Source organism: Catellatospora sichuanensis (assembly GCF_007483665.1).
Classification (GTDB): Bacteria; Actinomycetota; Actinomycetes; order Mycobacteriales; family Micromonosporaceae; genus Catellatospora; species Catellatospora sichuanensis.
Map to the genome: position 1 here is coordinate 222639 of NZ_VIQO01000010.1, position 21386 is coordinate 244024.

The following is a 21386-nucleotide window of genomic DNA, read 5'->3' on the forward strand; positions in this document are numbered from 1 at the left end:
CGGCCTTGCCTGGCAATCAGGCGAATCATGAGCACTCTTCGGCGCATGTGCCAGGCAATTCGGGCGATCGGAAGGGGGGCGTTAGCCAGTTGTTACGTAGCGCGTCTGTTGCCGACACGCCGGGGTCCGTTACCTTTTGGCCGACGAGTATGAAAGTTTTCTTCATCGGCAGGGACGGGAGCGGCAATGACGCACGATGCTGCAAGCCCCCCGTATCTGCAGGTCGACGACCTGCGGGTGCGCTTCAGCACCGCGGACGGCGAGGTCCGCGCGGTGGACGGGGTGAGCTTCGGCCTCCAGAGAGGGCGGACGCTCGGCATCGTCGGCGAGTCCGGCTCAGGCAAGAGCGTGACGAGTTTAGCGGTGATGGGGCTGCACGATCCGGCCCGCACCCGGATCACCGGCGCGATCAAGCTGGGCGGCCGGGACCTGGTCGGGCTGTCCGACGGCGAGATGCGCAAGCTGCGCGGCCGGGACGTCGCCATGATCTTCCAGGACCCGCTGTCCGCGCTGCACCCGTTCTACACGGTCGGCCGGCAGCTGGTGGAGGGATACCGCACGCACCATGCCGGCGCGTCGAAGGCGCAGGCCAGGCAGCGCGCGCTGGACATGCTCGACCGGGTGGGCATCCCGCAACCGGACCGGCGCTTCAGCCAGTACCCGCACGAGTTCTCCGGTGGCATGCGCCAGCGCGTGATGATCGCGATGTCGCTGATGAACGACCCGGCGCTGCTCATCGCCGACGAGCCGACCACGGCGCTCGACGTGACCGTGCAGGCGCAGATCCTCGACCTGCTCGCCGACCTGCAGCGCGAGTTCCACAGCGCGATCATCCTGATCACCCATGACCTGGGCGTGGTCAGCCAGGTCGCCGACGAGGTCCTGGTCATGTACGGCGGCCGGGCCGTCGAGCACGGCACGGTGGCGCAGGTGATGCGCGGCCCGCAGCACCCGTACACGTGGGGCCTGCTGGCCAGCATCCCGAGCCTGCACGGCGACCCGGAGGTCGACCTCAAGCCGATCAAGGGCAACCCGCCGAGTCTCATCAACGTGCCGAGCGGCTGCGCGTTCCACCCCCGCTGCGCGTACGCGATGAAGCCCGAGCCCTGCGCGGCGCAGGTGCCGCAGCTGCTCGCGGTGCAGGCCGACGGGCACCGAGTGGCCTGCCACCTGCCCGAGCCGCAGCGCATCAGCACCTATACCGACGAGATCGCGCACGTGGGGGTGGCCCAGTGAGTGAAGCCTTGCTGAGGGTGCGGGGGCTGACCAAGCACTTCGCGGTACGCCAGGGCGCGACCGGGGCGAAGGCCTCGGTGCGCGCCGTCGACGGGCTCGACTTCGACGTGCACGCGGGCGAGACGCTGGGCCTGGTCGGGGAGTCGGGCTGCGGCAAGACCACCACCGGCCGGATGCTGGTACGCCTGCTGGAGCCGACCGCCGGCAGCATCGAGTTCCAGGGGCGCGACATCACCACGCTGGGCCGCCGGGCGATGCGCCCGCTGCGGCAGGACCTGCAGATCATCTTCCAGGACCCGTACTCGTCGCTGAACCCGAGGCACACCGTCGGCAAGATCGTGGCGATGCCGCTGGAGGTCAACGGAATCAAGCCGGCGGGCGGCGTGAAGCAGCGGGTGCAGGAGCTGCTGGAGCTGGTCGGGCTCAACCCCGAGCACTACAACCGCTTCCCGCACGAGTTCTCCGGAGGCCAGCGCCAGCGCATCGGCATCGCGCGGGCGCTCGCGCTGCGCCCAAAGCTCATCGTCGCCGACGAGCCGGTCTCGGCGTTGGACGTGTCGATCCAGGCGCAGGTGGTGAACCTGCTGCGGGACCTGCAGCGGGAGCTGGACCTCGCCTTCGTGTTCATCGCGCACGACCTGGCGATCGTGCGCCATTTCAGCCGCCGGGTCGCCGTGATGTACCTGGGCAAGGTCGTCGAGATCGGCGACCGGGCCGACATCTACGAGCGGCCGCGGCACCCGTACACCCGGGCACTGCTGTCGGCGGTGCCGGACGTGGCCGCGTTCGGCGAGCAGCGGCAGCGGATCCGGCTCACCGGCGACGTGCCGACCCCGCTGAACCCGCCGTCCGGCTGCCGGTTCCGTACCCGCTGCTGGAAGGCCCAGGACGTGTGCGCGACCGAGGAGCCGCCGCTGGTCGCCCGCGAAGGCAGCGCGCAGCAGGTGGCCTGCCACTTCCCGGAAGCGGTCGGCGTCGTGAACGAGCACGTGAGCGAGGTGGCAGCATGAGCGAACGTCGTGAGCGAATCATGAACGTCCTCGATGCCGCCGACGAGCGCCGCGAGGAGAAGGCATGAGCCTGTCGCAGATCGGGACGGACGCCGCGGGCGTCGACGCGACCGCGGTGCCGGTCGCGCCGCAGCCCGGCATGGTGGGCCGCTCTCCCGGCCGGCTGGCCTGGGCCCGGCTGCGGGCCAACCGCACCGCGATGGTCAGCGGCTGGATCATGCTGTTCTTCATCGTGCTCGGACTGGCCGCGCCACTGATCGAGCTGCTGTACGGCATCAGCCCGTTCGAGCAGTTCCAGGACAAGATCGCCAACAACAGCCTGCCGCTGGGTTACTTCGGCGGCGTCTCCGGCGAGCACTGGTTCGGCCTGGAGCCGCAGCTGGGCCGGGACATCTTCATCCGGCTGGTGTACGGCCTGCGCACCTCGCTGTTCATCGCGACCTCGGCCGCGCTGCTGACCACGGCGCTCGGCATCGTGCTGGGCATCGTCTCCGGCTACCTGGGCGGCTGGATCGACGGGGTGATCAGCTGGGTCATCGACTTCGCGCTGGCGCTGCCGTTCCTCATCTTCGCGCTGGCGATCATGCCGACGGTGACCGCGCGCTTCTACGGGCCGCGTGACGAGATCCCGGTGCCGTTCCGGATCGGGGTGATGATCTTCCTGTTCGCGCTGTTCGGCTGGACCGGCACGGCCCGGCTGGTACGCGGTCAGGTGATCTCGCTGCGCGAGCGGGAGTTCGTCGAGGCGGCCCGCGCCAGCGGCGCCGGCCTGTTCCACATCCTGTTCCGCCAGCTGCTGCCCAACCTGTGGGCGCCGATCCTGGTGTCGTTCTCGCTGGCGGTGCCGGGCTACATCACCGGCGAGGCGGCGCTGTCCTTCCTGGGCATCGGCGTCGTCGACCCGACCCCGGACTTCGGCGTGATGATCAACAAGAGCCTGAGCTACGCGCAGACCGATCCGGCCTACCTCATCTTCCCGGGCGTGGTGATCTTCCTGCTGGTGCTGGCGTTCAACCTGTTCGGCGACGGCCTGCGCGACGCGCTCGACCCCAAGTCGTCCCGGTAGGAGGCACGAGATGCTGCGATTCCTGATCAAGCGCCTGCTGCTCGGCACGCTGACGATGTTCGCCGTCAGCCTGGTCGCCTTCGGCATGTTCTTCATGCTGCCCCGCGACGCCGTGGCCACCATGTGCGTGAAGAACTGCAACCCCGAGCGGCTGGAGCGGGTGCGTGTCGAACTGGGACTGAAGGATCCGCTGATCGACCAGTACACCGGCTACATGAAGGGCATCTTCGTGGGCCGGGACCTGGGCAGCGCGCAGGGCGGCTTCTGCGATGCGCCGTGCCTGGGCTACTCGTACACCAGCAGCGAGGAGGTCTCCGACATCTTCGCCCGGGTCCTCCCGGTGACCTTGAGCATCGTCATCCCGGCGTCGGTGCTGTGGCTGGGGCTGGGCATCGGCCTGGGCATGATCTCGGCGCTGCGGCGCGGCACCGTCTTCGACCGGCTGGCCATCGGCTTCTCGCTGACCGGCGCGTCCATGCAGCTCTACTTCGTGGGCGGCATGCTGATGATCATCTTCGTGTACACGCTGAAGATCCTGCCGGTGCCGCACTACACCTCGCTGTGGGACGACCCGCTGGACTGGGCGAGCGGGCTGGTGCTGGCCTGGGTGGCGCTGGCCTTCCTGTTCTCCGCGGTCTACGCCCGGCTGTCGCGGGCGCAGATGCTGGAGACCCTCGCCGAGGACTTCGTGCGCACCGCGCGGGCGAAGGGCCTGAGCAAATCGCGGGCGTACGGGCGGCACGCGCTGCGCGCCGCGATCACCCCGATCGTGACCATCGCCGGCCTGGACATCGGCGGCGCGCTCGGCGGCACCGTGATCACCGAGACCACCTTCGGCATCCAGGGCCTGGGCCGCACCGCCGTGGAGGCGGTCCGCCTCGGCGACCTTCCGACGATCATGGCGACCGTGCTCATCTCGGCGGTCTTCATCGTCGTCGCCAACATCGTGGTCGACCTGCTGTACGCGGTCATCGACCCGCGGGTGCGGCTCAGCTAGCGCTCCCGCCGCCGTATCGAAGGGTATGGCGAAATCTATCAATCACTGCTACACATTTCGTAAGTTTCCTTCACACCACCGGCACGGGAGTGAATATGAGATCCAGAGCGATACTGGCAGCGGGAGGCGTGCTCGCGCTGACCGTGGCCCTGGGCGCGTGCAGCGAGAACAAGAACACCGACAGCGACGTCGACACCGACCGCGTGGCCTCCGGCGCGATCGCGACCGACCCCAAGGACTCGATGGGTCCGGCCAAGGCGGTCGAGGGCGCGGCCAAGGGCGGCACGTTCACCGTGATCCGCCAGACGAAGATCTCGCACATGGACCCGCAGCGGGTCTACTCGTTCGTGGGTCTCAACACCGCCCCGCTCTACGCCCGCTTCCTGACCACGTGGAAGGACGACGGCAAGGGCAACGTGACCCTCGTCGGCGACCTCGCGGAGACGCCGGGCGTCAACGTCAACAAGGACTGCAAGGTCTGGGAATTCAAGATCAAGGACGGGGTGAAGTTCGAGGACGGCAGCGCGATCACCTCCAAGGAGGTCGCGTACGGCATCGCCCGCTCGTTCGACCCCGACCTGGCCGGCGGCCCGACCTACATCCAGGAGTGGCTGGCCAACGACGCGGCCTTCGACACCAAGTGGGACTTCAAGGCCAACAAGACCTCGCTGCCCCCGGGTCTGACCACCCCGGACGCCAAGACGCTGCGCTTCGAGTTCGCCAAGCCGCACTGCGACCTGCCGTTCGCGGCCTCGCTGCCGGCCACCGCGCCGCTGCCGCCGGCCAAGGACACCGGCGTCGAGCTGGACAACAAGCCGTTCTCGTCCGGCCCGTACAAGCTGGTCAAGAACACGGTCGGCGTGGAGATGCTGTTCGAGCGCAACGAGCACTGGGACGCCAACACCGACCCGGTGCGCAACGCGTACCCGGACAAGTTCGTCTACAAGTTCGGCCCGAACGCCGAGGCGCAGACCAACCGCCTCATCGCCGACGGCGCCGAGGACCAGGCCACGCTCGGCTGGAACGGTGTCGACTCCTCGCTGGTGGCCAAGGTCGCCGGTGACGCCGGGCTGATGGGCCGCACCCTGCGTGAGCCGACCCCGAGCGCGTGGCGGCTGTCCATCAACACCCAGCGGGTGCCGGACCTGTCGGTCCGCCAGGCGCTGAACTACGCCATCGACCGGTCCGGCATGGTCAAGGCCGCCGGCGGCGACCTGAAGGTTGCCCCGCTGACCACCCTGATGCCGCCGTCGACGCTCGGCTTCAAGAAGTTCGACGCCTACCCGGCCGACATCGAGAAGGCCAAGTCCACGCTGGCGGGCAAGACCCCCGAGCTGGTGCTGGTAATCGGCGACGACTCGGGCGCGCAGGAGCTGGGCACCCAGGTGAAGAACGACCTGGAGAAGGCCGGCTTCAAGATCACGATCAAGGTCATCCCGGCGGACAGCAAGCTGGACGAGACCAAGAAGAAGGACAACCCCTGGGACCTGTACCTGGACTCCTGGGCGGCGGACTGGCCGAGCGGCGCCGCGCTCCTGCCGGTGCTCTTCGACGGTCGCACCATCAAGGCTGAGGGCAACAGCAACACGTCCTACATCAACAACGACGCGATCAACGCCGAGTTCGACCGCGTGCTGGCCCTCGACCCGGCCGCTCAGGCGCCCGAGTGGGCCAAGCTGGACGAGCGGATCATGAAGGAGCTGGCCCCGGCGGTCCCGCTCTACGCGGACGTCATGTTCGTGATGCACGGCTCGAAGGTCGGTGGCGTCTACATCGACAGCATCTTCGGCTACCCCGCCTTCACCCGCGCCTTCGTCAAGCAGTAACCGCAACCCTGCTCCACCGGGGCGGCACCCTTCGGGGTGCCGCCCCTTCGCGTCGTGGCCGCCGCCAGGTCAAGATCGCTGTTTCGTGCCAAGATCTGCGGTCTGACCTCACCTTCCGACCTGAAACGGCGATCTTCGCCCGTAAGTGCCCCGCGGCCGGCCGAAGAAACTGACTTTCGGGGGGTGTGGGAGCTGGCTTTTGACGGGTGCGCAGGGGCGGTGAGCTGCGGGATCGTGGGAAGTGCCCAGGTGGACGGCGAGGTCGGCCAGGGCGGCTCATCGGTTCACACGGGAGGTCAGCTCATGGCAATGCGCACGGGTCGATTCGCCGTTCTCGCCGCACTCACCGCCGCGTTCTCCGCGCCCGTGCTCGTGCACGCCGCACCGGCGCTGGCGGCCCCGCCGCCGCACCTGGTCGTCGAGTCGCACGACACCAGGGCCGCGGAGAAGGCCGCGCAGAAGGCGGCCGCCGCGTTGGGTGTCGCCGACGAGACCGCGATCCAGGCCCGGCTGTCGGCCCGCGCCGCCGTTTCGGCGAAGCAGCACGCCGCCGACGCCAAGCAGGCAGCCAAGGCCGCCGCGGCCCGGGTGCGTGCCGACCTGAAGGCCCGGCTCGACGGGGCCCGGGTGGAGCAGGACATGCAGCTTGCCGACCAGGCCAAGCAGCATGCGGCGAGCGCCGCCGAGATCGCCGAGCAGGCCGCTGTGCAGGCCCGCGTCGACGCCAAGGCCGCCGAGAAGGCGCGCCAGAAGGCCGCCGCCGCCGAGGAGATCGCGGCGCAGGCCGCGGTGAAGGCGCAGCTGGGCCGCTGAACGGGCCCGTATACCCTCCGCCCACGCAGCTGGCTGCGTGGGCGGAGCCGTCTCACGCGGCAGCGCGCCAGTCGTCGCGTCGTGCGGCTGGGCCCCGGCTCCTGCCTTTTATAGACGGTGGCCTATCACATCGAGAATGATCTACCAAAAGTCGATGTAATAGGCCAACGTCAATGCGAGTCGGGGGTGGGCGCGGGCGGTCAGGTGCGGATCTCGACCGGCTCGGTCTCCTGGATGATCACGGTGGGCGGCAGGTCCTCCAGGGCGTGCCGGGCGTAGATCTCGCTGTCCAGCTCCTGCGGGCCCAGGTAACGCTCGGCGAGCGGGGCCGGCAGCGCCGACCAGTCCCACGGCTCCACGGCGACCGCCGCCCGCACCGTGTCCGGCCGGCGGGCCGCCAGCAGCGCGGCCAGCCACCCGCCGAAGCCGCGACCGTACGCGGTGACCCGGGCCAGGTCCAGGTCGGAGTGCTTGTCGGCGATGATGCGCAGCGCCTCGGCGTGGTCGGCGACGGCCAGGTCGGCCACCCGCCGGTGGGTCACCTTCTCGAAGCTCGGTGACACCCCGACGGTGCCCCGGCCGTCGACCATCACCACGGCGAATCCCGCCTCGGCCCAGTGCCGGGCCGCCGTGAACGCCTCGTGGTCGTTGCGCACCTGCTGCTGGGTCGGGGTGTCCGGCAGGCACAGCAGCACCGGCAGCCGGCGGCCGAAGACATGGCCGGGCGGGTAGAGCACGGCGGTGGGCAGCCGCCGGTCGGTGACCCGGTCCAGGGCCGGGCGGATCGTGGTCGCGGGCACCGGGCGGCGCGGGGTCAGCTCGGCGACCTGGTTGCCGGCGAACCATACGGTGAGCTGCACGTCCTCGTCGTCGAGGCTGCGCAGGCCGGTCACCACGGTGTCGCCGCCGCAGGCGGCGCTGTGCCAACCCGGCACGCTGGTCAGCCGGTGCACCACCATGCCGCCGCTGGTGCTGCTGCGCACCCGGAACAGGTGCTGCTCGGCGGGCTCGCCCTCGCTGGCCTCGATGAGCAGGTCGCCCAGTTCGCCGCCGGCCGAGCCGGGGCCGAGCCGTCCCACGACGCGCCGGACGTACAGGTTGGGCGGGGTGAGCAGGGTGCCGTCGGCGAACAGGCAGCGCGCGTCGTACCCGTCGTGGGAGATCTCGCCGCCGACCAGCACCCGGCCGTCGGCGAGGTGGCGCGGCGTGCCGGCGATCGGGTTGACCCAGCGCGGGTCGGCCAGCTCGGCGTGGACCTGGGTCTCCCCGGTGCGCCGGTCCACCGCCAGCACCAATCCGTGCCCCTGCGAGCGGCGCAGCGCCGTGATCAGCGGACCGCCGTCGGCCCAGCGCACCGTGCCCAGGTACGGGTAGATCTCGCGGTCCCAGTGCACGTCGACCCAGCCGCCGTCGAGGTCCAGCAGGTGCAGCGAGACCTGCTCGCCGCTGCGGCGGGTGGCCAGGATGCTCTCCCCGTCCGGGGCCCACCACCAGCCGGTACGCCGGCCGAACCAGCCCGCGTGCGGGTCGGCCTCGCCCCAGCGGACCCCGTCCGGCTCCCCGGCCAGCAGTTCGTCCTCGGCGCCGACAGCCACCCGCAGGGTGCCTTCGTGCAGGTAGGCGATGCGGCGGCCGGTCGGATCGGGCCGGGCCGTGGCGACCGGGCCCGGGGTGGACAGGGCGGTCACACCGTCGGCGTCACGCCGGTGGAGCCGACCGTCCGAGGTCCAGACGACGACGGCACCGGTACGGTCGAACGCGAAATCGTCCACCGCCTCGGCCACGGTATGGACCCGGCCCGAAGCCGGTTCACACATGTCCAGCACGTGATCATGCAGGTGGCCCACCCGAAGGCCGTCAGAACTGACGGCTATGCGGTGGCCAGGCCCCGGACCGTCAGGCTGCTGCGCCTCCATGGCCGCGATGCTATCGACGCGAGAGGCAGGCGCGTGGCGGTTTGCCTGATGCGGGCTAGAGTGACCGGGTGGCTCGCAGCATCCTCTTCGTGCACGCGCATCCCGACGACGAGTCGATCGGCACCGGCGCGACCATGGCTCACTACGCAGCGCAGGGCGCACACGTCACCCTGGTGACGTGCACCCTCGGCGAGGAGGGCGAGATCCACGTGCCCGAGCTCGCGCGGCTGGAAGCCGCGCAGGGCGATCAACTGGGCGGATACCGCCTGTCCGAGCTGAAGAGCGCGCTGAACGCGCTGGGCGTGATCGACCACCGCATGCTCGGCGGGGCGGGCCGCTACCGCGACTCCGGCATGATGGGCACCCCTGCCAACGAGCATCCGCGCAGCTTCTGGGGCGCCGACCTCGAGGAGGCCTCGGCGCACCTGGTCGAGATCATGGACGAGGTGCGGCCCCAGATCGTCGTCACGTACGACGCGAACGGCTTCTACGGCCACCCGGACCACATCCAGGCCCACCGGGTCGCCATGCGCGCCTCCGAGATCGCCGCCGAGCGCGGCTTCGGCCCCTCCAAGATCTACTGGACGGCGATGCCGTTGAGCGTGCTGAAGGCCGGGGTCGAGGCGCTGGCCGACTCGACGGACAACCCGTTCGCCGCCGTCACCGACGTGGCCGACTTCCCCTTCGGCACGCCCGACGAGGAGGTCGCGGCCTGCATCGACGGCTCCGACCACCACGACGCCAAGGTCGCCGCGCTGAAGGCGCACGCCACCCAGATCCCGGAGACGTCCTGGCTCTACTCCATCGCCGGCAACTTCGGCCAGGAGTTCATGGGCGTCGAGCACTACACGCTGGCGCACGGCGTCCGTGGTCGCGGCGACGGCCCGTACGGGTGGGAGACCGACCTGTTCAGCGGCCTGCCCGACGGCTCGCCCGCCGCGCGGTGAGGCTGTTCGACCTCGCCCTGCGCGGGATCGGAGGGCTGCTCGCGGTCTTCCTGGGCACCACGTCGGCGGTGCTGGAGGCGGTCTACACGCCGTACCGCATCGGCGGCTGGCCCGCGGTGTGGCTGGTGCCGGTGGCGCTGCTGGTCAGCCTGTTCCTGGGCTGGTTCGCCCGCGCGGCCACGGGCCTGGCCTGGGGCTGGTGGCTCGCTGCGGTGCCGTGGTTCCTCGTCATGATCTTCGCGGTGGGCGGCACCCAGGAAGGCGACCAGATCGCCGCGACCTGGCTTGGACTGCTGGTGCTCGCCACCGGCGGCCTCGGCTTCGTCGGCCCTGCCGCATACCGCGCCGGCAAGCGCACCACCGCGCCGCCGCCGCGGACCGCCGCCCCGCAACTCACGCCGCACCAGTCCTGACCGCATCCGCCCTGCTCGGATGCCGCCGAGTGGTGAGGACGGGCACCCTCCGCACCAATGGCGTCAAGAAGGTGCCCTTCCTTCTGCCAGGTCAGGTGTTGAGGGCGTCCAGGCGGAGCACGACGTTCTGGTACGCCGTCGGCGGCACCCGTTCGGTGCTGGTGAACGGCCGTTCGATCTGGTGGATCGTGAACAGCAGCAACGTGATCATGCCGACCACGGCGGTGGTCATGGCGAGCTGCGTACCGATGTGGTCGAACCGGAAGAACAGGATCGGCATCCCGGCCAGCAGCGCGCCGAACAGCAATGCGAACCAGGTCACGTCGCCGATCCGCTTGTCCGCCAGAGCGAGCCGATCCTCGCGGGCCTGCATCACCGCGTGCACGGTGCTCTCCGGCGACGCGTCGCTGTCGGGCGGCACCGGCACCCGGGCCGCGGCGGCGCGCAGGTCGTTCAGCACCGCCCAGCCCTGCTCGCCGACGGGCTCGCCGGTACGCAGCCGCGGCAGCTCCTGGTCCAGGATCTCGCGCAGGTAGGCGCGCGACAGCGTGTGGATCGCGGCGCGCACCTCAGGCGGGCCGGTCTCGGCGGCCCACGCCACCGACTGCACCGCCTGCGCCTCGCGGTACGTCGCATCCCGGGCGTCGTTGCCGATCTGCCACACGTCGATGAAGACGAACGCGGCGACCACGGCGTACAGCGTGCCGGTCATCGAGAACACCACGCTGAGCACGTCGTGGATGTCGGCGCGGCGGTCCGGTGGCCACGAGCGGCGGATGAACACCACGGCGAGCGCCGCGATCCCGCAGATGCCGAGAAACCACAGGAGACCGCTCGCGTACGCCCGCATGAGTTCCTCCAAAAACACTATTCGCCCAAACGGGACGTTTAGGGCTATACAAGATGCTATGCGTGCGACGTCCAGATATCGACCCCTCGTTGTCGGGCTGTTCCTGGCCACGGCGATCGCCCTGCCGTCGGCCGTCGCGCTGCTCGCGCCTGGCGTCGCGCTGGGCGCACCGCCCGGCGAGCTGCTGCAGGTCCGCTCCGCGGTGCCCAACGCGCCGTCCGAGCTGGTCAGTCTGAATCCCGACACCGGAGCGGTACGCCGCAGAGTCTGGTTGCAGCACACCGTCAACGCGATCGGATACGACCCCGCGCAGGGGCTGCTCTACGGCATCGCCGTCCGGTTCCGGTTGGTGCCCCTCGGCGGCGGGCATCTCGTCGCGATCAGTCCTGATGGGACGGTCGTCGATCACGGGCCGGTGCGTGGCACCCCGCCCGCCGTCCCCATGGGCACCGCGACCGCGGGCGCGATCGTCGGCGGGGAACTGCTGCTGTCGGCCGGCAGCCGGTTGACCGGACTCGACGTGCGAGCCGGGGCCGCCACATTCGGGCAGGTCACAAGGGATGTGGCGCTGTCCGTGCCGGTACGCGTCGCCGACTGGGACTACGACCCGTACCGGCAGGCGCTGCTCGGGGTGGACGCGACCGGGCCCACGCCGCGGCTGATCGCGGTCGACCCGGTCACCGGGCAGGTCAGCACCAGTGAACTCAGCGGTGACCTGCGGCGGGGCGGATCCTACGGTTCCGTCGCGCTGATCGGCGACACGCTTTATGCGAGCCGCAACGGGCTGGCCCGGCCGCTGCGGCAGTACCGCATAGGCCTGTCCACCGGCGAGGCGACTCTGCTGGCCACCACGCAGCCGGTGTACCTCACCGACGCGGCCTGGCTGCCCGCCGCACCGAGCCCGTCGCCGTCCCCAAGTCCGAACCCTTCCCCATCGCCTAGCCCGTCTCCGTCTCCGTCCCCGAGCCCTTCCCCGAGTCCGAGTCCGTCTCCGAGTCCGTCTCCGAGTCCGTCTCCGAGTCCGTCTCCGAGTCCGTCTCCGAGCCCGTCGCCGAGCCCGTCGCCGAGTCCGAGTCCGAGCCCGTCGCCGAGTCCGTCGCCGAGTCCGTCGCCGAGTCCGAGTCCGTCCCCGAGTCCGAGTCCGGTTCCATCACCCAGTCCGTCGCCGAGTCCTTACGGGCCACCGCGCGCGTCGCCTTCATCCAGCCCGAGTCCGTCCCCGTCCCCGTCGCCGACTGTCGCGCCGTCGCCCAGCCCGTCCCCGTCCGCAGTGCTGGTGGCACCGGTGGTGCCGCTGCCGGAGCCGCAGGCGCCGCCGGAGCCGTCCGAGATGCCGAGTCCGTCACCGGAACCGTCGCCGCCTCCGCCGCCGAGCCCGGCGCGGCGACCTGTGGTGATCGAGCCGGAGCCGGTACGCCACGTGCGGGACCCCGTCGAGACCGGGCGCAATACCGTCGTGATCTTCATCCTCGGGCTGTCCGGCACCCGCCTGCTGCTCGCCGCCCGCCGCCGACGTCGCTGACCCGCCTGCTCGCCGCCCTCGTCCGCCGACGGACGTGGACGGCCGAGCCCGCGCGATCGGGTTCGGTCCGGGCCACGGCCCGGCGCAGTGGAGGGTCCGAACGCGACGGTCAGGCCGAGGGCTGCGAGGGATCGTTCGCGGTGGCCGGTGCGGCGGTGGTGGCGCCCGCCGCGACGGCTTCCACCATGGCCAGGTCCGCGGGCAGCATGCCGCTGGCGCGTGCTCCCGCGACGGTCAGTTCGAGCTGGCGGTCCAGTGCGGCGATGGTCGCCACGCGATCGGGTGTCATCGCGCCGCGGTAGCCGGACAGGCAGCAGTCGCGGAGCATGAGCATGGTCCGCAGCAGGGGGATGACCACGCTGGGGTGGGGCGCGGCGTAGTGCCGCAGCTGGTTGAAGGCGTGGGCGACGTACTCGGTGTGGTCGAGGTCACAGGGGGTGAGCAGGATGCGGCCGTCGCGGTCGCGCACTGCCTGGGCCGGGCAGTCGGCCAGCAGCAGCGGCCGCATGACCGTGCCGATGCGCAGGATCACCTCGATCGCCGTGGTCGGGTCGTTGACGGCCTGGGACAGTGCGCGCAGTCCGACGTCGTTCAGCTGGCGCAGGCCGAAGTCGATGTCCTGCTGCATGGTGCGGGCGACGCCGATGATGACCGCCTCGGCGATGAGGCGCGCCGACGTGGCCGGGTCGGCCGGTGGCGGCCACATGGTGACCAGGGGAGTGCCCGCGGTCACGAACGCGCCGACGCGGGTCTCCAGCCGCACCACCGTGTCCGGCGGTACGGCCGCGACGACGGCGCGCCGGCTGATCTGCTGCACCCACCCGTCGGTGACGGCGGTGACGACGAGCGGCGGGCCGAGTGTGCCGACATCGGGCGGGTCGACCGGCTCGCCGACCTTGACGCCGATGCGCGGCCCGTACGGCAGTTCGCTGATCAGGCCGTGGGTTTCCCGGGCGACCCGCTGCACGATCCGGCCGACGTACTGGTTGCGGCTGATCCGGTCCAGGTAGACGACGATCGCGATGACCGAGAGCAGGGTGAGCAGGAGGGCGAAGCCCACGGTCAGCGGGGGCGCGTGGTCGGCGGCGGTGTCGACGCGCGCCAGGGCCAGCACGCAGAACGCGAAGGTGCTGAGCAGCAGGCCGACGAGCACCTGGCCGTGGCGGTCGCGCCAGAAGCCGCGCAGCACCCGCGGCGAGAACTGGCCACTGGCCAGTTGCAGCGAGACCACCAGCAGCGAGAAGACCACGCCGGCCGTCGTGATCATGGCACCGGCGATGATGCCCAGCAGCGTGACGGCGACGTCCGGAGTGAAGCTGATCACTTCACTGGGGTCTGTCATGTAGCGCTCGTCGATCTCCGCGAGCAGCAACGCGATGATCATCGAAGCGGCGAGCATCATGATCGGCAGGAACAGCAGGCTCTCCGCCAGGCGGTCGCGCAGCGCCCGGGAGCGCAGTCGGCGTACGTGCGGGGCCACCTCGTGCTCGTAGTAGGCAGCCGTCCCACTGTCACCATCTCGGACAAATTTGTCCATTAGCCACCATTTTCTCGAATGTGGGCCAGCTTCATATAACGCGCTAACCTGGTCGCCAACGTCTCCCACCAATGATGATGAGGTGCCGTCTTGTCCGTCGCCCCCGTTCCCCACCGACGCTGGCTGATCGCCGGCCTGGCTTCCGTCCTCGCGCTCACCGCGACCGGCGCCTTCGCCGGTCACGCGTTCAGCGCCGATGTGCCCCGCGGCGCGAAGGTGCTCGGCATCTCCATCGACGGCACCGCGGCCGAGGCCGCCGACGCCCTGCGGACCGGCCTGGCGGGCAAGGCCGACCAGCTGGGCGCGCCGCTGACCGTACGCATCGGCGAGAAGACCGCCACCGTGCAGCCGCAGGACGTCGGCCTCGCGGTCGACGTGGACGCGACCGTCGCGGCGGCCGTGTCGCGTGGCCACAACCCGTTCGCCACCCTCTTCGGCGGAGACGAGGTGGCGCCCGTGGTCTCCGTCGACGAGGCGCGGCTGGCGGCCGCGCTGGCACCGGTGGCGCAGCAGTCCGGTGCGGCGATGACCCTGCCCGCGGTCACCTTCGATGGAACCACTCCGAAGCCGGTGTACCCCAAGGCGGGCCGCGGACTCGACCCGGCCGACGCCGCGGACGCCGTCCGCGACGGCTGGCTGCGCCGCGGGGAGGTCGAGGTGAAGCTGGGGGAGAAGAACCCGGCCAGCTCGAAGGACGACGTCGACCGGATGGTCGCCGAGGTGGCCACGCCGGCGGTGTCCGCGCCGGTCACCGTCACCACGCCCAAGGGTGTCGTCACCGTGTCGCCGAAGGCGATCGCGGCAAGCCTGGTGATCTCCTCTGACGCCAAGGGCGAGCTGTCCAGCCGGGTCGACGAGAAGAAGCTGCGCAAGGCGCTGGGCAAGGAGCTGGCCAAGGTCGAGGTGCAGCCGAAGAACGCCACCATCGACGGCTCCGGTGGCGCGCCCCAGGTCGTGGCCGCCAGCGGTGGCACGCTGGTCGACACCGCGAAGCTGGCCGGCGACCTGCTGCCGGTGCTCAAGCGGGGCGCCGATCGCGCCGTCTCGGCCGGGCTCACCGACGTGAAGCCCGCGACGACCACCGGCGACCTCGCCGAACTGGGCATCAAGGAGCAGGTCTCCAGCTTCACGACGTACTTCACCGGTGGGCTCACCAGCCCGCGCAGCAAGAACATCGTGCAGATCGCGAAGGAGGTCGACGGCGCGATCGTGCGGCCGGGGGAGACCTTCTCGCTCAACGGGCACACCGGTCCCCGGGGCTACGCCGAGGGCTACCACGACGCGCCCGTGATCATGGACGGCAAGCTGGTCCCCGGCGTCGGCGGCGGCGCGTCGCAGTTCACCACGACGATCTTCAACGCCTCGTACTACGCGGGCATGAAGGACGTCGAGCACAAGCCGCACTCGTACTACTTCTCGCGGTACCCGGCGGTCATCGAGTCGACCATCATGTACCCGACGCTGGACCTCAGGTTCACCAACACCACCCCGTACGGCGTGCTGATCGACACCTCGTACACGGACAGCTCGGTGACGGTCAGCATGTGGTCGACCAAGGTCTACGACAGCGTCACCACGCAGTACGACCCCAAGCGCGACATCACGGAACCGGAGAAGGTCGTTCTCGAGGACGGTCCCACCTGCATCGCTACTGGGGGTAGTCAAGGTTTCACTCAGGACGCCTGGCGTATCTTCCGCAAGGACGGTAAAGAGATCAAGCGGGAGAAGTTCACCTGGCGGTATGACGCTGAGCCACAGTTCGTGTGCGAGGCGAAGAAGCCGCCGCTGACTGCCAAGCCCTGAGGAGGGTTCGATGAAGGAGCGGTGGCTGCCGGTAGGCGTGATCGCCGGCGTGCTGTTCGTGGTCAATGTGGTCGCCCGGTGGGTCGGCAAGGGCATTGACGATCCGGACACGCAGGCCACGGCGGGGTTCGTCGCACTAGGTGTGATCGGGTTCGTGTTCTTTGCGATGGCGCTGTACTGGGGCCGCCGGCGGCCGTGGTCGCGGGTGGTCGCCGACCTCGGCGCCGCGGCCTTCGCCGCATGCCTGTTGAGCATCTTCGTCGGCCCGCTCGCGGCCGGCGAGGGCCCGTTCGCACACGGCGCGGGCGCGTTCTTCAACCAGGTCTGGGTCTACGCCGCGGTCTTCGCCGTCGGCACCGGCCTGGGCATGGTCGGCCTGATCGCCTTCGCCGCCGACTACCGTGCCAGGCAGCTCAAGCTCTTCGCGGAGCGCGCCAAAGCCCACCCCCGCCGCGTCTAGCCCAAAGGAAGGGCACCTTCACATCGCTATGCGTTGTAGAAGGTGCCCTTCTTAACGCCTGCTGTCCGCGGCGGAAGGCCGCGGGTGCGGCGGCCCTTGACAGCCGCCGTCCGGGCGCGTCAGCGCTCGCCCGGTGGGTCGGCTGCGGGGACGCCGAGCAGCGCCGCCACCTGCACGAGCTGCGCCGCCAGAGCTTCGACGGTGGCCGGGCCGACCGGGCGGCGGGTCGCGCGCACCGTGTAGACCTCGTCACCGACGACAGCCCACGGCGGGATCCGCCCGGTCATGTGCGCGCGGCGCGCCTGCGGGGTGGTCAGCCGGCCGGCCAGCTCGAGGTCCTCGGTGACGACGCGGTATTCGTCCCAGAACGCGTCCTCGTCCCGCCCGCCCCGCGCGCGCTGCGGGCGGCGCTGCACGGCCAAGTACGGCATCGCCCGTGGCAACCGCAGCACCGCGAAAGCGCCGGCGCTCGCCGACCCGTCCACCACGCCGCCGAGACCGGTCACCTCGTCGTCCCACCGGATCTCGCCCACCGTGACGGGCAGACCGGCGGCGTGGGTGTCCACCGCGAACACGACGGTGACCGGGTCGGTCGTGCCGTCCTGCGCCGCCCAGGGCCACGCGGTGCGGTTCGCGACCTCCGCCCCGCCCGCACGTTCGGCCCACCGCACCGTCGCGCGCCGGCTGAGCCACTGCCACCAGCCGTACCCGACGGAGGCGACGCCGGTGAGCGCCAACAGGCTGCCGATCACGGAGACGCCCGCGATGTGACTGGGCGCCGCCTCCGCACCGTAGAAGAGGGCGCCGCAGCCGCAGCACGACAGCAGCAGGAAGCCGGCGCACCCCAGGCCGGTCAGGATCCGGGTGGGCAACGAGTCGGGGCCGCGGTGGCGGCGCACCGGGCCCCGGGACACCCAGAACTTCCGGTTCGAGCCGAGGGGGTGCTGCACGCCGGTGAGGGTATCGCCGGCGGTCCAGTGGTGTTCAGCGCAGCTTGTATCGGGTGTAGTGGTGGTGGCGGACGAAACCGAGCTTGGCGTACATCGCCAGAGCCGGGGCGTTGCGCGACTCGACCTGCAGGAAGGCGTCGGTCGCGCCGAGCTGCGCGGCCCAGCGGGCCAGCACGCCCATCGCCTCCTGGGCCAGGCCGCGCCGACGTGCGGCGGCTGCCGTCTCGACGCCGAAGACGCCCAGCCAGCGGCCGTCGCCGGTGACGGTGCCGCGGGCCCGGGCCAGCAGCGCGCCGCTGTCGTCGTACCGCTGGGCGAACACCAGCTCGGGGACCGCGGTCAGCACGTGCACCGCGGCCTCGGGCAGCGGCCCCCGGTCGTCGGCCACCATCGCCAGGAAGCCGGGCGACATGGTCGGGCTCAGCTCGAACGCGTCACCGGGCGGCGTCACCGCGATCAGCTCGTCAAGGGGGCAGACCTGGACCTCGACGGTGCACTCGGCGTGCCAACCGGCCTTGATCAGCTCCCGCTGTACGCCGGCAGCCAGCGGCAGCGGCACGTCGACCTGCGGGGGCAGTCCCTGGCGGCGGTAGAAGGCGACGACCGCGTCCAGCGCTGTGGGCAGCGGCAGGCCGGGGTCGCCGACCGGCAGCGCCGAGTTGGCCCGGCCGGTGTAGCCGCCGGCCGCCCGCAGCCGCCAGGCGCCCAGCTCCTCGACCACCGGCGGCGGCCAGGCCTCGGTGGCGGCCAGCTCCAGGGCCGCGATCTCGCGGGCGGTCGGGCCGCGCCGGGCGGGTACGACCTTGGCCCGGTGCACCTCGGCCAGCGGTACGACGACCATTCCGTGGGACGTCGCGACGGTCAGAGACGAGTCCCCGAACTCGGTGAGATCGCCCAGCACATCGGTGAACTGCGGGCGATCATCCCGGATTCCGGCGAATCTGCGTACCACCACGCGGGACCCGAGATCACTCTTAGCCAACACTGACTACCTACCTCCCTCACCCGGATACTAGGCTTTGACTTGGCCGCGTGGAGCGGCGGAACGTGCACTGTCATGTTCCGTATGAGAGTGCGTGGAGGGACGACCCGTGACCTACATCATCGCCGAGCCGTGCGTCGATGTGCTCGACAAGGCCTGCATCGAGGAGTGCCCTGTCGACTGCATCTACGAGGGCAACCGCATGCTCTACATCCACCCGGACGAGTGCGTCGACTGCGGTGCCTGTGAGCCGGTCTGCCCGGTAGAGGCGATCTTCTACGAGGACGACGTGCCGGAGCAGTGGCGCGACTACACCACCGCGAACTACGAGTTCTTCAACGAGCTCGGCTCGCCCGGTGGCGCCTCGAAGATCGGAAAGATCAGCGCGGACGCGCCGTTCGTGGCCGGCCAGCCCGCCAAGGAAGGCGACCACTGAGCACGCCGGTTTCCGGTTCAGGCCGGCGGAGAGTCTCCGCCGGCCTGCCGGACTTTCCCTGGGACCTGCTGGAGCCGTCGAAGCGCCGGGCAGCGGCGCACCCTGACGGCATCGTGGACCTGTCCATCGGCACACCCGTCGACCCGGTGCCCGCGGTCGTCCGCAAGGCGCTGGCCGAGGCGTCCGACGCCCCCGGCTACCCGCTGACGGCGGGGACCGCCGAACTCCGGCAGGAGATCACCGCCTGGACCGTGCGCTCCTGCGGCGCCGCGCCCGGGTTCGGCGTGCTGCCGACGATCGGCTCCAAGGAGCTGGTGGCCTGGCTGCCGACGCTGCTCGGCGTCGGTGCGGGCGACACCGTCGTCATCCCCGAGGTCTGCTACCCGACGTACGAGGTCGGCGTGCAGCTCGCCGGAGCCAGGGTGCTGCGGGCCGACACCCCGCCCGCGGGGGAGCGCCCCGCCCTGATCTGGATCAACTCGCCCGGCAACCCGCACGGCCGGGTCGCCTCCGAGGCCGAACTGCGCGCCTGGATCGCGTACGCCCGCGCCACCGGAGCCGTGCTGGTCAGCGACGAGTGTTACCTGACCCTGCCGTGGACCGCGACGCCGGTCTCGGTGCTGTCGCTGTGCGACGGCGACTTCACCGGGGTGCTGGCGGTGCACTCGCTGTCCAAGCGGTCCAACCTGGCCGGTTACCGGGCCGGTTTCGTCGCCGGTGACCCGGAGCTGGTCGGCGAGCTGCTGGCGGTGCGCAAGCACGCGGGCATGATCATGCCCGCGCCGGTGCAGGCCGCGATGATCGCGGCACTGGCCGACGAGTCGCATGTGGACGAGCAGCGGGCCCGCTATGCCGCCCGCCGCGAGCTGCTGCGGGGGGCGCTGCTCGGCGCCGGGTTCACCATCGAGCACTCCGAGGCCGGGCTCTACCTGTGGGCGACCCGCAGCGAGGACTGCTGGACGACCGTGGACGCGCTGGCCGAGCTGGGTGTGCTGGTAGCGCCGGGGGCGATCTACGGACCCGGCGGCGCGAAGCACGTGCGGGTGGCACTCACCGCCACCGACGAGCGGGTGCGCACGGCGGTGGCCCGGCTCGCCTGACCGGTCAGGCCACCGTGACCGGCACCTCCACCGCCCAGTAGAGCTGACCCTGCGGGCCGGTGAAGAGCAGTACCACCATCAGGTGGGCGGACGGCCTCAATCCGGTCTGCTCGTCACGCGGGAGCGTGCCGACGAAACCGGTCGACGTCTCGTCCGGCTGGACGCCGACTGCCATGCCGTCCGGGTAGCTGATCTCGGCGTTGCCGTGCGGGGTCGGGGCCAGTGCCGACAGCCAGGGGTAACGCTTCCAGGCGTCGCGCAGGGCGTCACCGCCCCAGCCGCCGCCGTCCCGGCCGTAGAACCGGCGCACGACCCGGTTGTACCGCCTGTCGATCATGATGAGCTGGTAGTACCCACGCGTCGTCGGCTGCGGCGTGGCGACGTCGAGTCGACCGAGAATGGTTTGGCCGAGCGTGGAGTGGAGGCCGGACACGCCCAGGGCGGCGGCGTCGGCGTCGAAGTGCTCCATGTCGGTCAGCCGGATCGTGGCGACGGGGTGCACCGCCTCGGGCTCGTACGGCGGGCGGTCGCGCCACGCGCCGAAGCCGACCGCTGCCACCGAGGCAGTCACCATGACGATCGCGATGAAGGGCACGAGCCGCAGCCGACGGCCGGGCGCGGATTCGCTCCACAGTGCCGCCGCCAGGAACAGCACGCCGAGCGCCAAGCCGGTGGCGACGGCGCCCGCCCATTCCGCGGTCTCGCCGTTCAGCGCGGCACGCACCTGATCGGCTTGGTGCAGCAGGCAGAGCATGGCGAGCACCAGGCCGACCGTGGTCAGCGAGGCGACGGCGTGCGCCCGCGCCGCCAGGTCCACCGCGCTGGTCGTGTCGGCGAGCGGGGCACGCCGCGTGACGTGCTGCACCGTCGCGGTGACGAACACGCAGGTGACCAGCGCGCCCACGCCCCAGGCGGCGATCTCCCCGCCGTCTCCGAGGCCCGATGACAGCGCCAAGGCGGTGGAAACGAGCGCGATGGCGGCGACGACGAGGGGCGTACGGCGCAGCCACGCCGGGACCGGAACGGCGGTCACGGTCCGGGTCGCGGTGCCCGCCGCCAGTTCGGCCGACGCCGCGCCGAGCAGCCAGCCGGCCAGCAGCGGCACGAACAGGACGGCGAACCGCTGCTCGGGCAGCAGCCAGATCAGCGGGACCACGATGCCGAGCAGGAGGCCCCAGACCCGCCGTCGCCGGATCAGCCGCAGATAGCGCTCGACGGAGGCGGCCCGTTCCTGGGTGAGGTCCAGCCCGTGGCGGTTCGCGAAGCCGAGAATCCGCGGCGGGCCCACCCAGCCGCGGATCGCGATGATCAGCACGGCGACAGCCACCGCCGCGAAAACGATCACAGACACCTCGGCCACGCCTGCTCCTCCACCCCGTAGTGGGCAGGACTCTAGCGTTCGGCCGCCACCGCAGCCGCCCCGTCAGCGGACCACGACGCTCGCCTGACCTTCCGTCCGGACGGTGGGCCGAATGTAACGGTCCGCCGCCATCGCCGCGGCCCTGGCCGGCAGCGGTGAGGG

The 21386-nt window shown here is 71.0% G+C and carries 19 protein-coding genes; 13 read left to right on the top strand and 6 right to left on the bottom strand.

The window, feature by feature from the left end; all coding sequences use genetic code 11:
• The first annotated feature begins 186 nt into the window (after positions 1 to 186).
• The 6 genes from FLL47_RS21040 (at position 187) to FLL47_RS21065 (ending at position 6948) form a co-directional block, all read left to right on the top strand.
• Positions 187 to 1236: an ABC transporter ATP-binding protein gene (locus FLL47_RS21040; RefSeq protein ID WP_144122243.1), complete on the top strand. Its 1050-nt coding sequence runs from the start codon at positions 187 to 189 to the stop codon at positions 1234 to 1236.
• Complete coding sequence (locus FLL47_RS21045; RefSeq protein ID WP_186315816.1) at positions 1233 to 2246, top strand: ABC transporter ATP-binding protein; 1014 nt, start codon at positions 1233 to 1235, stop codon at positions 2244 to 2246. Before FLL47_RS21040 ends, FLL47_RS21045 begins: the two co-directional genes overlap by 4 nt.
• Before the next feature lie 64 nt (positions 2247 to 2310).
• The gene (locus tag FLL47_RS21050) at positions 2311 to 3312 is read left to right on the top strand and encodes an ABC transporter permease (protein WP_144122244.1); all 1002 of its coding nucleotides are present in this window, start codon (positions 2311 to 2313) and stop codon (positions 3310 to 3312) included.
• A gap of 10 nt (positions 3313 to 3322) precedes the next feature.
• The gene (locus FLL47_RS21055; RefSeq protein WP_144122245.1) at positions 3323 to 4309 is read left to right on the top strand and encodes an ABC transporter permease; all 987 of its coding nucleotides are present in this window, start codon (positions 3323 to 3325) and stop codon (positions 4307 to 4309) included.
• Between the two features lie 95 nt (positions 4310 to 4404).
• A complete protein-coding gene (locus tag FLL47_RS21060) occupies positions 4405 to 6135 on the top strand; it encodes an ABC transporter substrate-binding protein (RefSeq protein ID WP_144122246.1) in 1731 nt (576 codons plus the stop codon).
• Between the two features lie 303 nt (positions 6136 to 6438).
• Complete coding sequence (locus tag FLL47_RS21065) at positions 6439 to 6948, top strand: hypothetical protein (RefSeq protein WP_144122247.1); 510 nt, start codon at positions 6439 to 6441, stop codon at positions 6946 to 6948.
• Positions 6949 to 7148: 200 nt separating this feature from the next.
• Here the strand turns inward: FLL47_RS21065 and FLL47_RS21070 are convergent, their stop codons facing one another.
• Positions 7149 to 8720: a S9 family peptidase gene (locus tag FLL47_RS21070; protein ID WP_246158342.1), complete on the bottom strand. Its 1572-nt coding sequence runs from the start codon at positions 8718 to 8720 to the stop codon at positions 7149 to 7151.
• A gap of 212 nt (positions 8721 to 8932) precedes the next feature.
• Between FLL47_RS21070 and mshB the strand changes: the two genes are divergently transcribed.
• Both mshB and FLL47_RS21080 read left to right on the top strand, forming a co-directional pair.
• A complete protein-coding gene (mshB, locus tag FLL47_RS21075) occupies positions 8933 to 9811 on the top strand; it encodes an N-acetyl-1-D-myo-inositol-2-amino-2-deoxy-alpha-D-glucopyranoside deacetylase (protein WP_144122249.1) in 879 nt (292 codons plus the stop codon).
• Positions 9808 to 10224, top strand: a complete 417-nt coding sequence (locus FLL47_RS21080) for a hypothetical protein (RefSeq protein WP_144122250.1) — start codon at positions 9808 to 9810, stop codon at positions 10222 to 10224. Before mshB ends, FLL47_RS21080 begins: the two co-directional genes overlap by 4 nt.
• 91 nt (positions 10225 to 10315) lie before the next feature.
• Here FLL47_RS21080 and FLL47_RS21085 read toward each other — a convergent pair whose 3' ends face one another.
• A complete protein-coding gene (locus FLL47_RS21085) occupies positions 10316 to 11074 on the bottom strand; it encodes a bestrophin-like domain (RefSeq protein ID WP_144122251.1) in 759 nt (252 codons plus the stop codon).
• Positions 11075 to 11132: 58 nt separating this feature from the next.
• Between FLL47_RS21085 and FLL47_RS43015 the strand changes: the two genes are divergently transcribed.
• Complete coding sequence (locus FLL47_RS43015) at positions 11133 to 12596, top strand: DUF6923 family protein (protein WP_186315817.1); 1464 nt, start codon at positions 11133 to 11135, stop codon at positions 12594 to 12596.
• 109 nt (positions 12597 to 12705) lie between these two features.
• On the opposite strand, the gene FLL47_RS21095 is transcribed toward FLL47_RS43015, so the two are convergent.
• Positions 12706 to 14133, bottom strand: a complete 1428-nt coding sequence (locus FLL47_RS21095; RefSeq protein ID WP_144122252.1) for a DUF2254 domain-containing protein — start codon at positions 14131 to 14133, stop codon at positions 12706 to 12708.
• A gap of 90 nt (positions 14134 to 14223) precedes the next feature.
• Between FLL47_RS21095 and FLL47_RS21100 the strand changes: the two genes are divergently transcribed.
• Positions 14224 to 15936 carry a VanW family protein gene (locus FLL47_RS21100; protein WP_246158344.1) on the top strand — a complete coding sequence of 571 codons (1713 nt, stop codon included), beginning with the start codon at positions 14224 to 14226 and terminating at the stop codon, positions 15934 to 15936.
• Between the two features lie 10 nt (positions 15937 to 15946).
• The gene (locus FLL47_RS21105; protein WP_144122253.1) at positions 15947 to 16396 is read left to right on the top strand and encodes a hypothetical protein; all 450 of its coding nucleotides are present in this window, start codon (positions 15947 to 15949) and stop codon (positions 16394 to 16396) included.
• Positions 16397 to 16515: 119 nt separating this feature from the next.
• Here FLL47_RS21105 and FLL47_RS21110 read toward each other — a convergent pair whose 3' ends face one another.
• Complete coding sequence (locus FLL47_RS21110) at positions 16516 to 17346, bottom strand: hypothetical protein (RefSeq protein ID WP_144122254.1); 831 nt, start codon at positions 17344 to 17346, stop codon at positions 16516 to 16518.
• Positions 17347 to 17380: 34 nt separating this feature from the next.
• Positions 17381 to 18331, bottom strand: coding sequence for a GNAT family N-acetyltransferase (locus FLL47_RS21115; RefSeq protein WP_144122255.1), 951 nt, complete (start codon positions 18329 to 18331; stop codon positions 17381 to 17383).
• A gap of 106 nt (positions 18332 to 18437) precedes the next feature.
• Here FLL47_RS21115 and fdxA point away from each other — a divergent pair, with 106 nt between their 5' ends.
• Both fdxA and dapC read left to right on the top strand, forming a co-directional pair.
• A complete protein-coding gene (gene fdxA / locus FLL47_RS21120; protein WP_155374515.1) occupies positions 18438 to 18764 on the top strand; it encodes a ferredoxin in 327 nt (108 codons plus the stop codon).
• Positions 18761 to 19864, top strand: coding sequence for a succinyldiaminopimelate transaminase (gene dapC / locus FLL47_RS21125; RefSeq protein ID WP_246158373.1), 1104 nt, complete (start codon positions 18761 to 18763; stop codon positions 19862 to 19864). Before fdxA ends, dapC begins: the two co-directional genes overlap by 4 nt.
• A gap of 4 nt (positions 19865 to 19868) precedes the next feature.
• On the opposite strand, the gene FLL47_RS21130 is transcribed toward dapC, so the two are convergent.
• Positions 19869 to 21224, bottom strand: coding sequence for a hypothetical protein (locus FLL47_RS21130; protein ID WP_144122257.1), 1356 nt, complete (start codon positions 21222 to 21224; stop codon positions 19869 to 19871).
• Positions 21225 to 21386 lie beyond the last annotated feature (162 nt).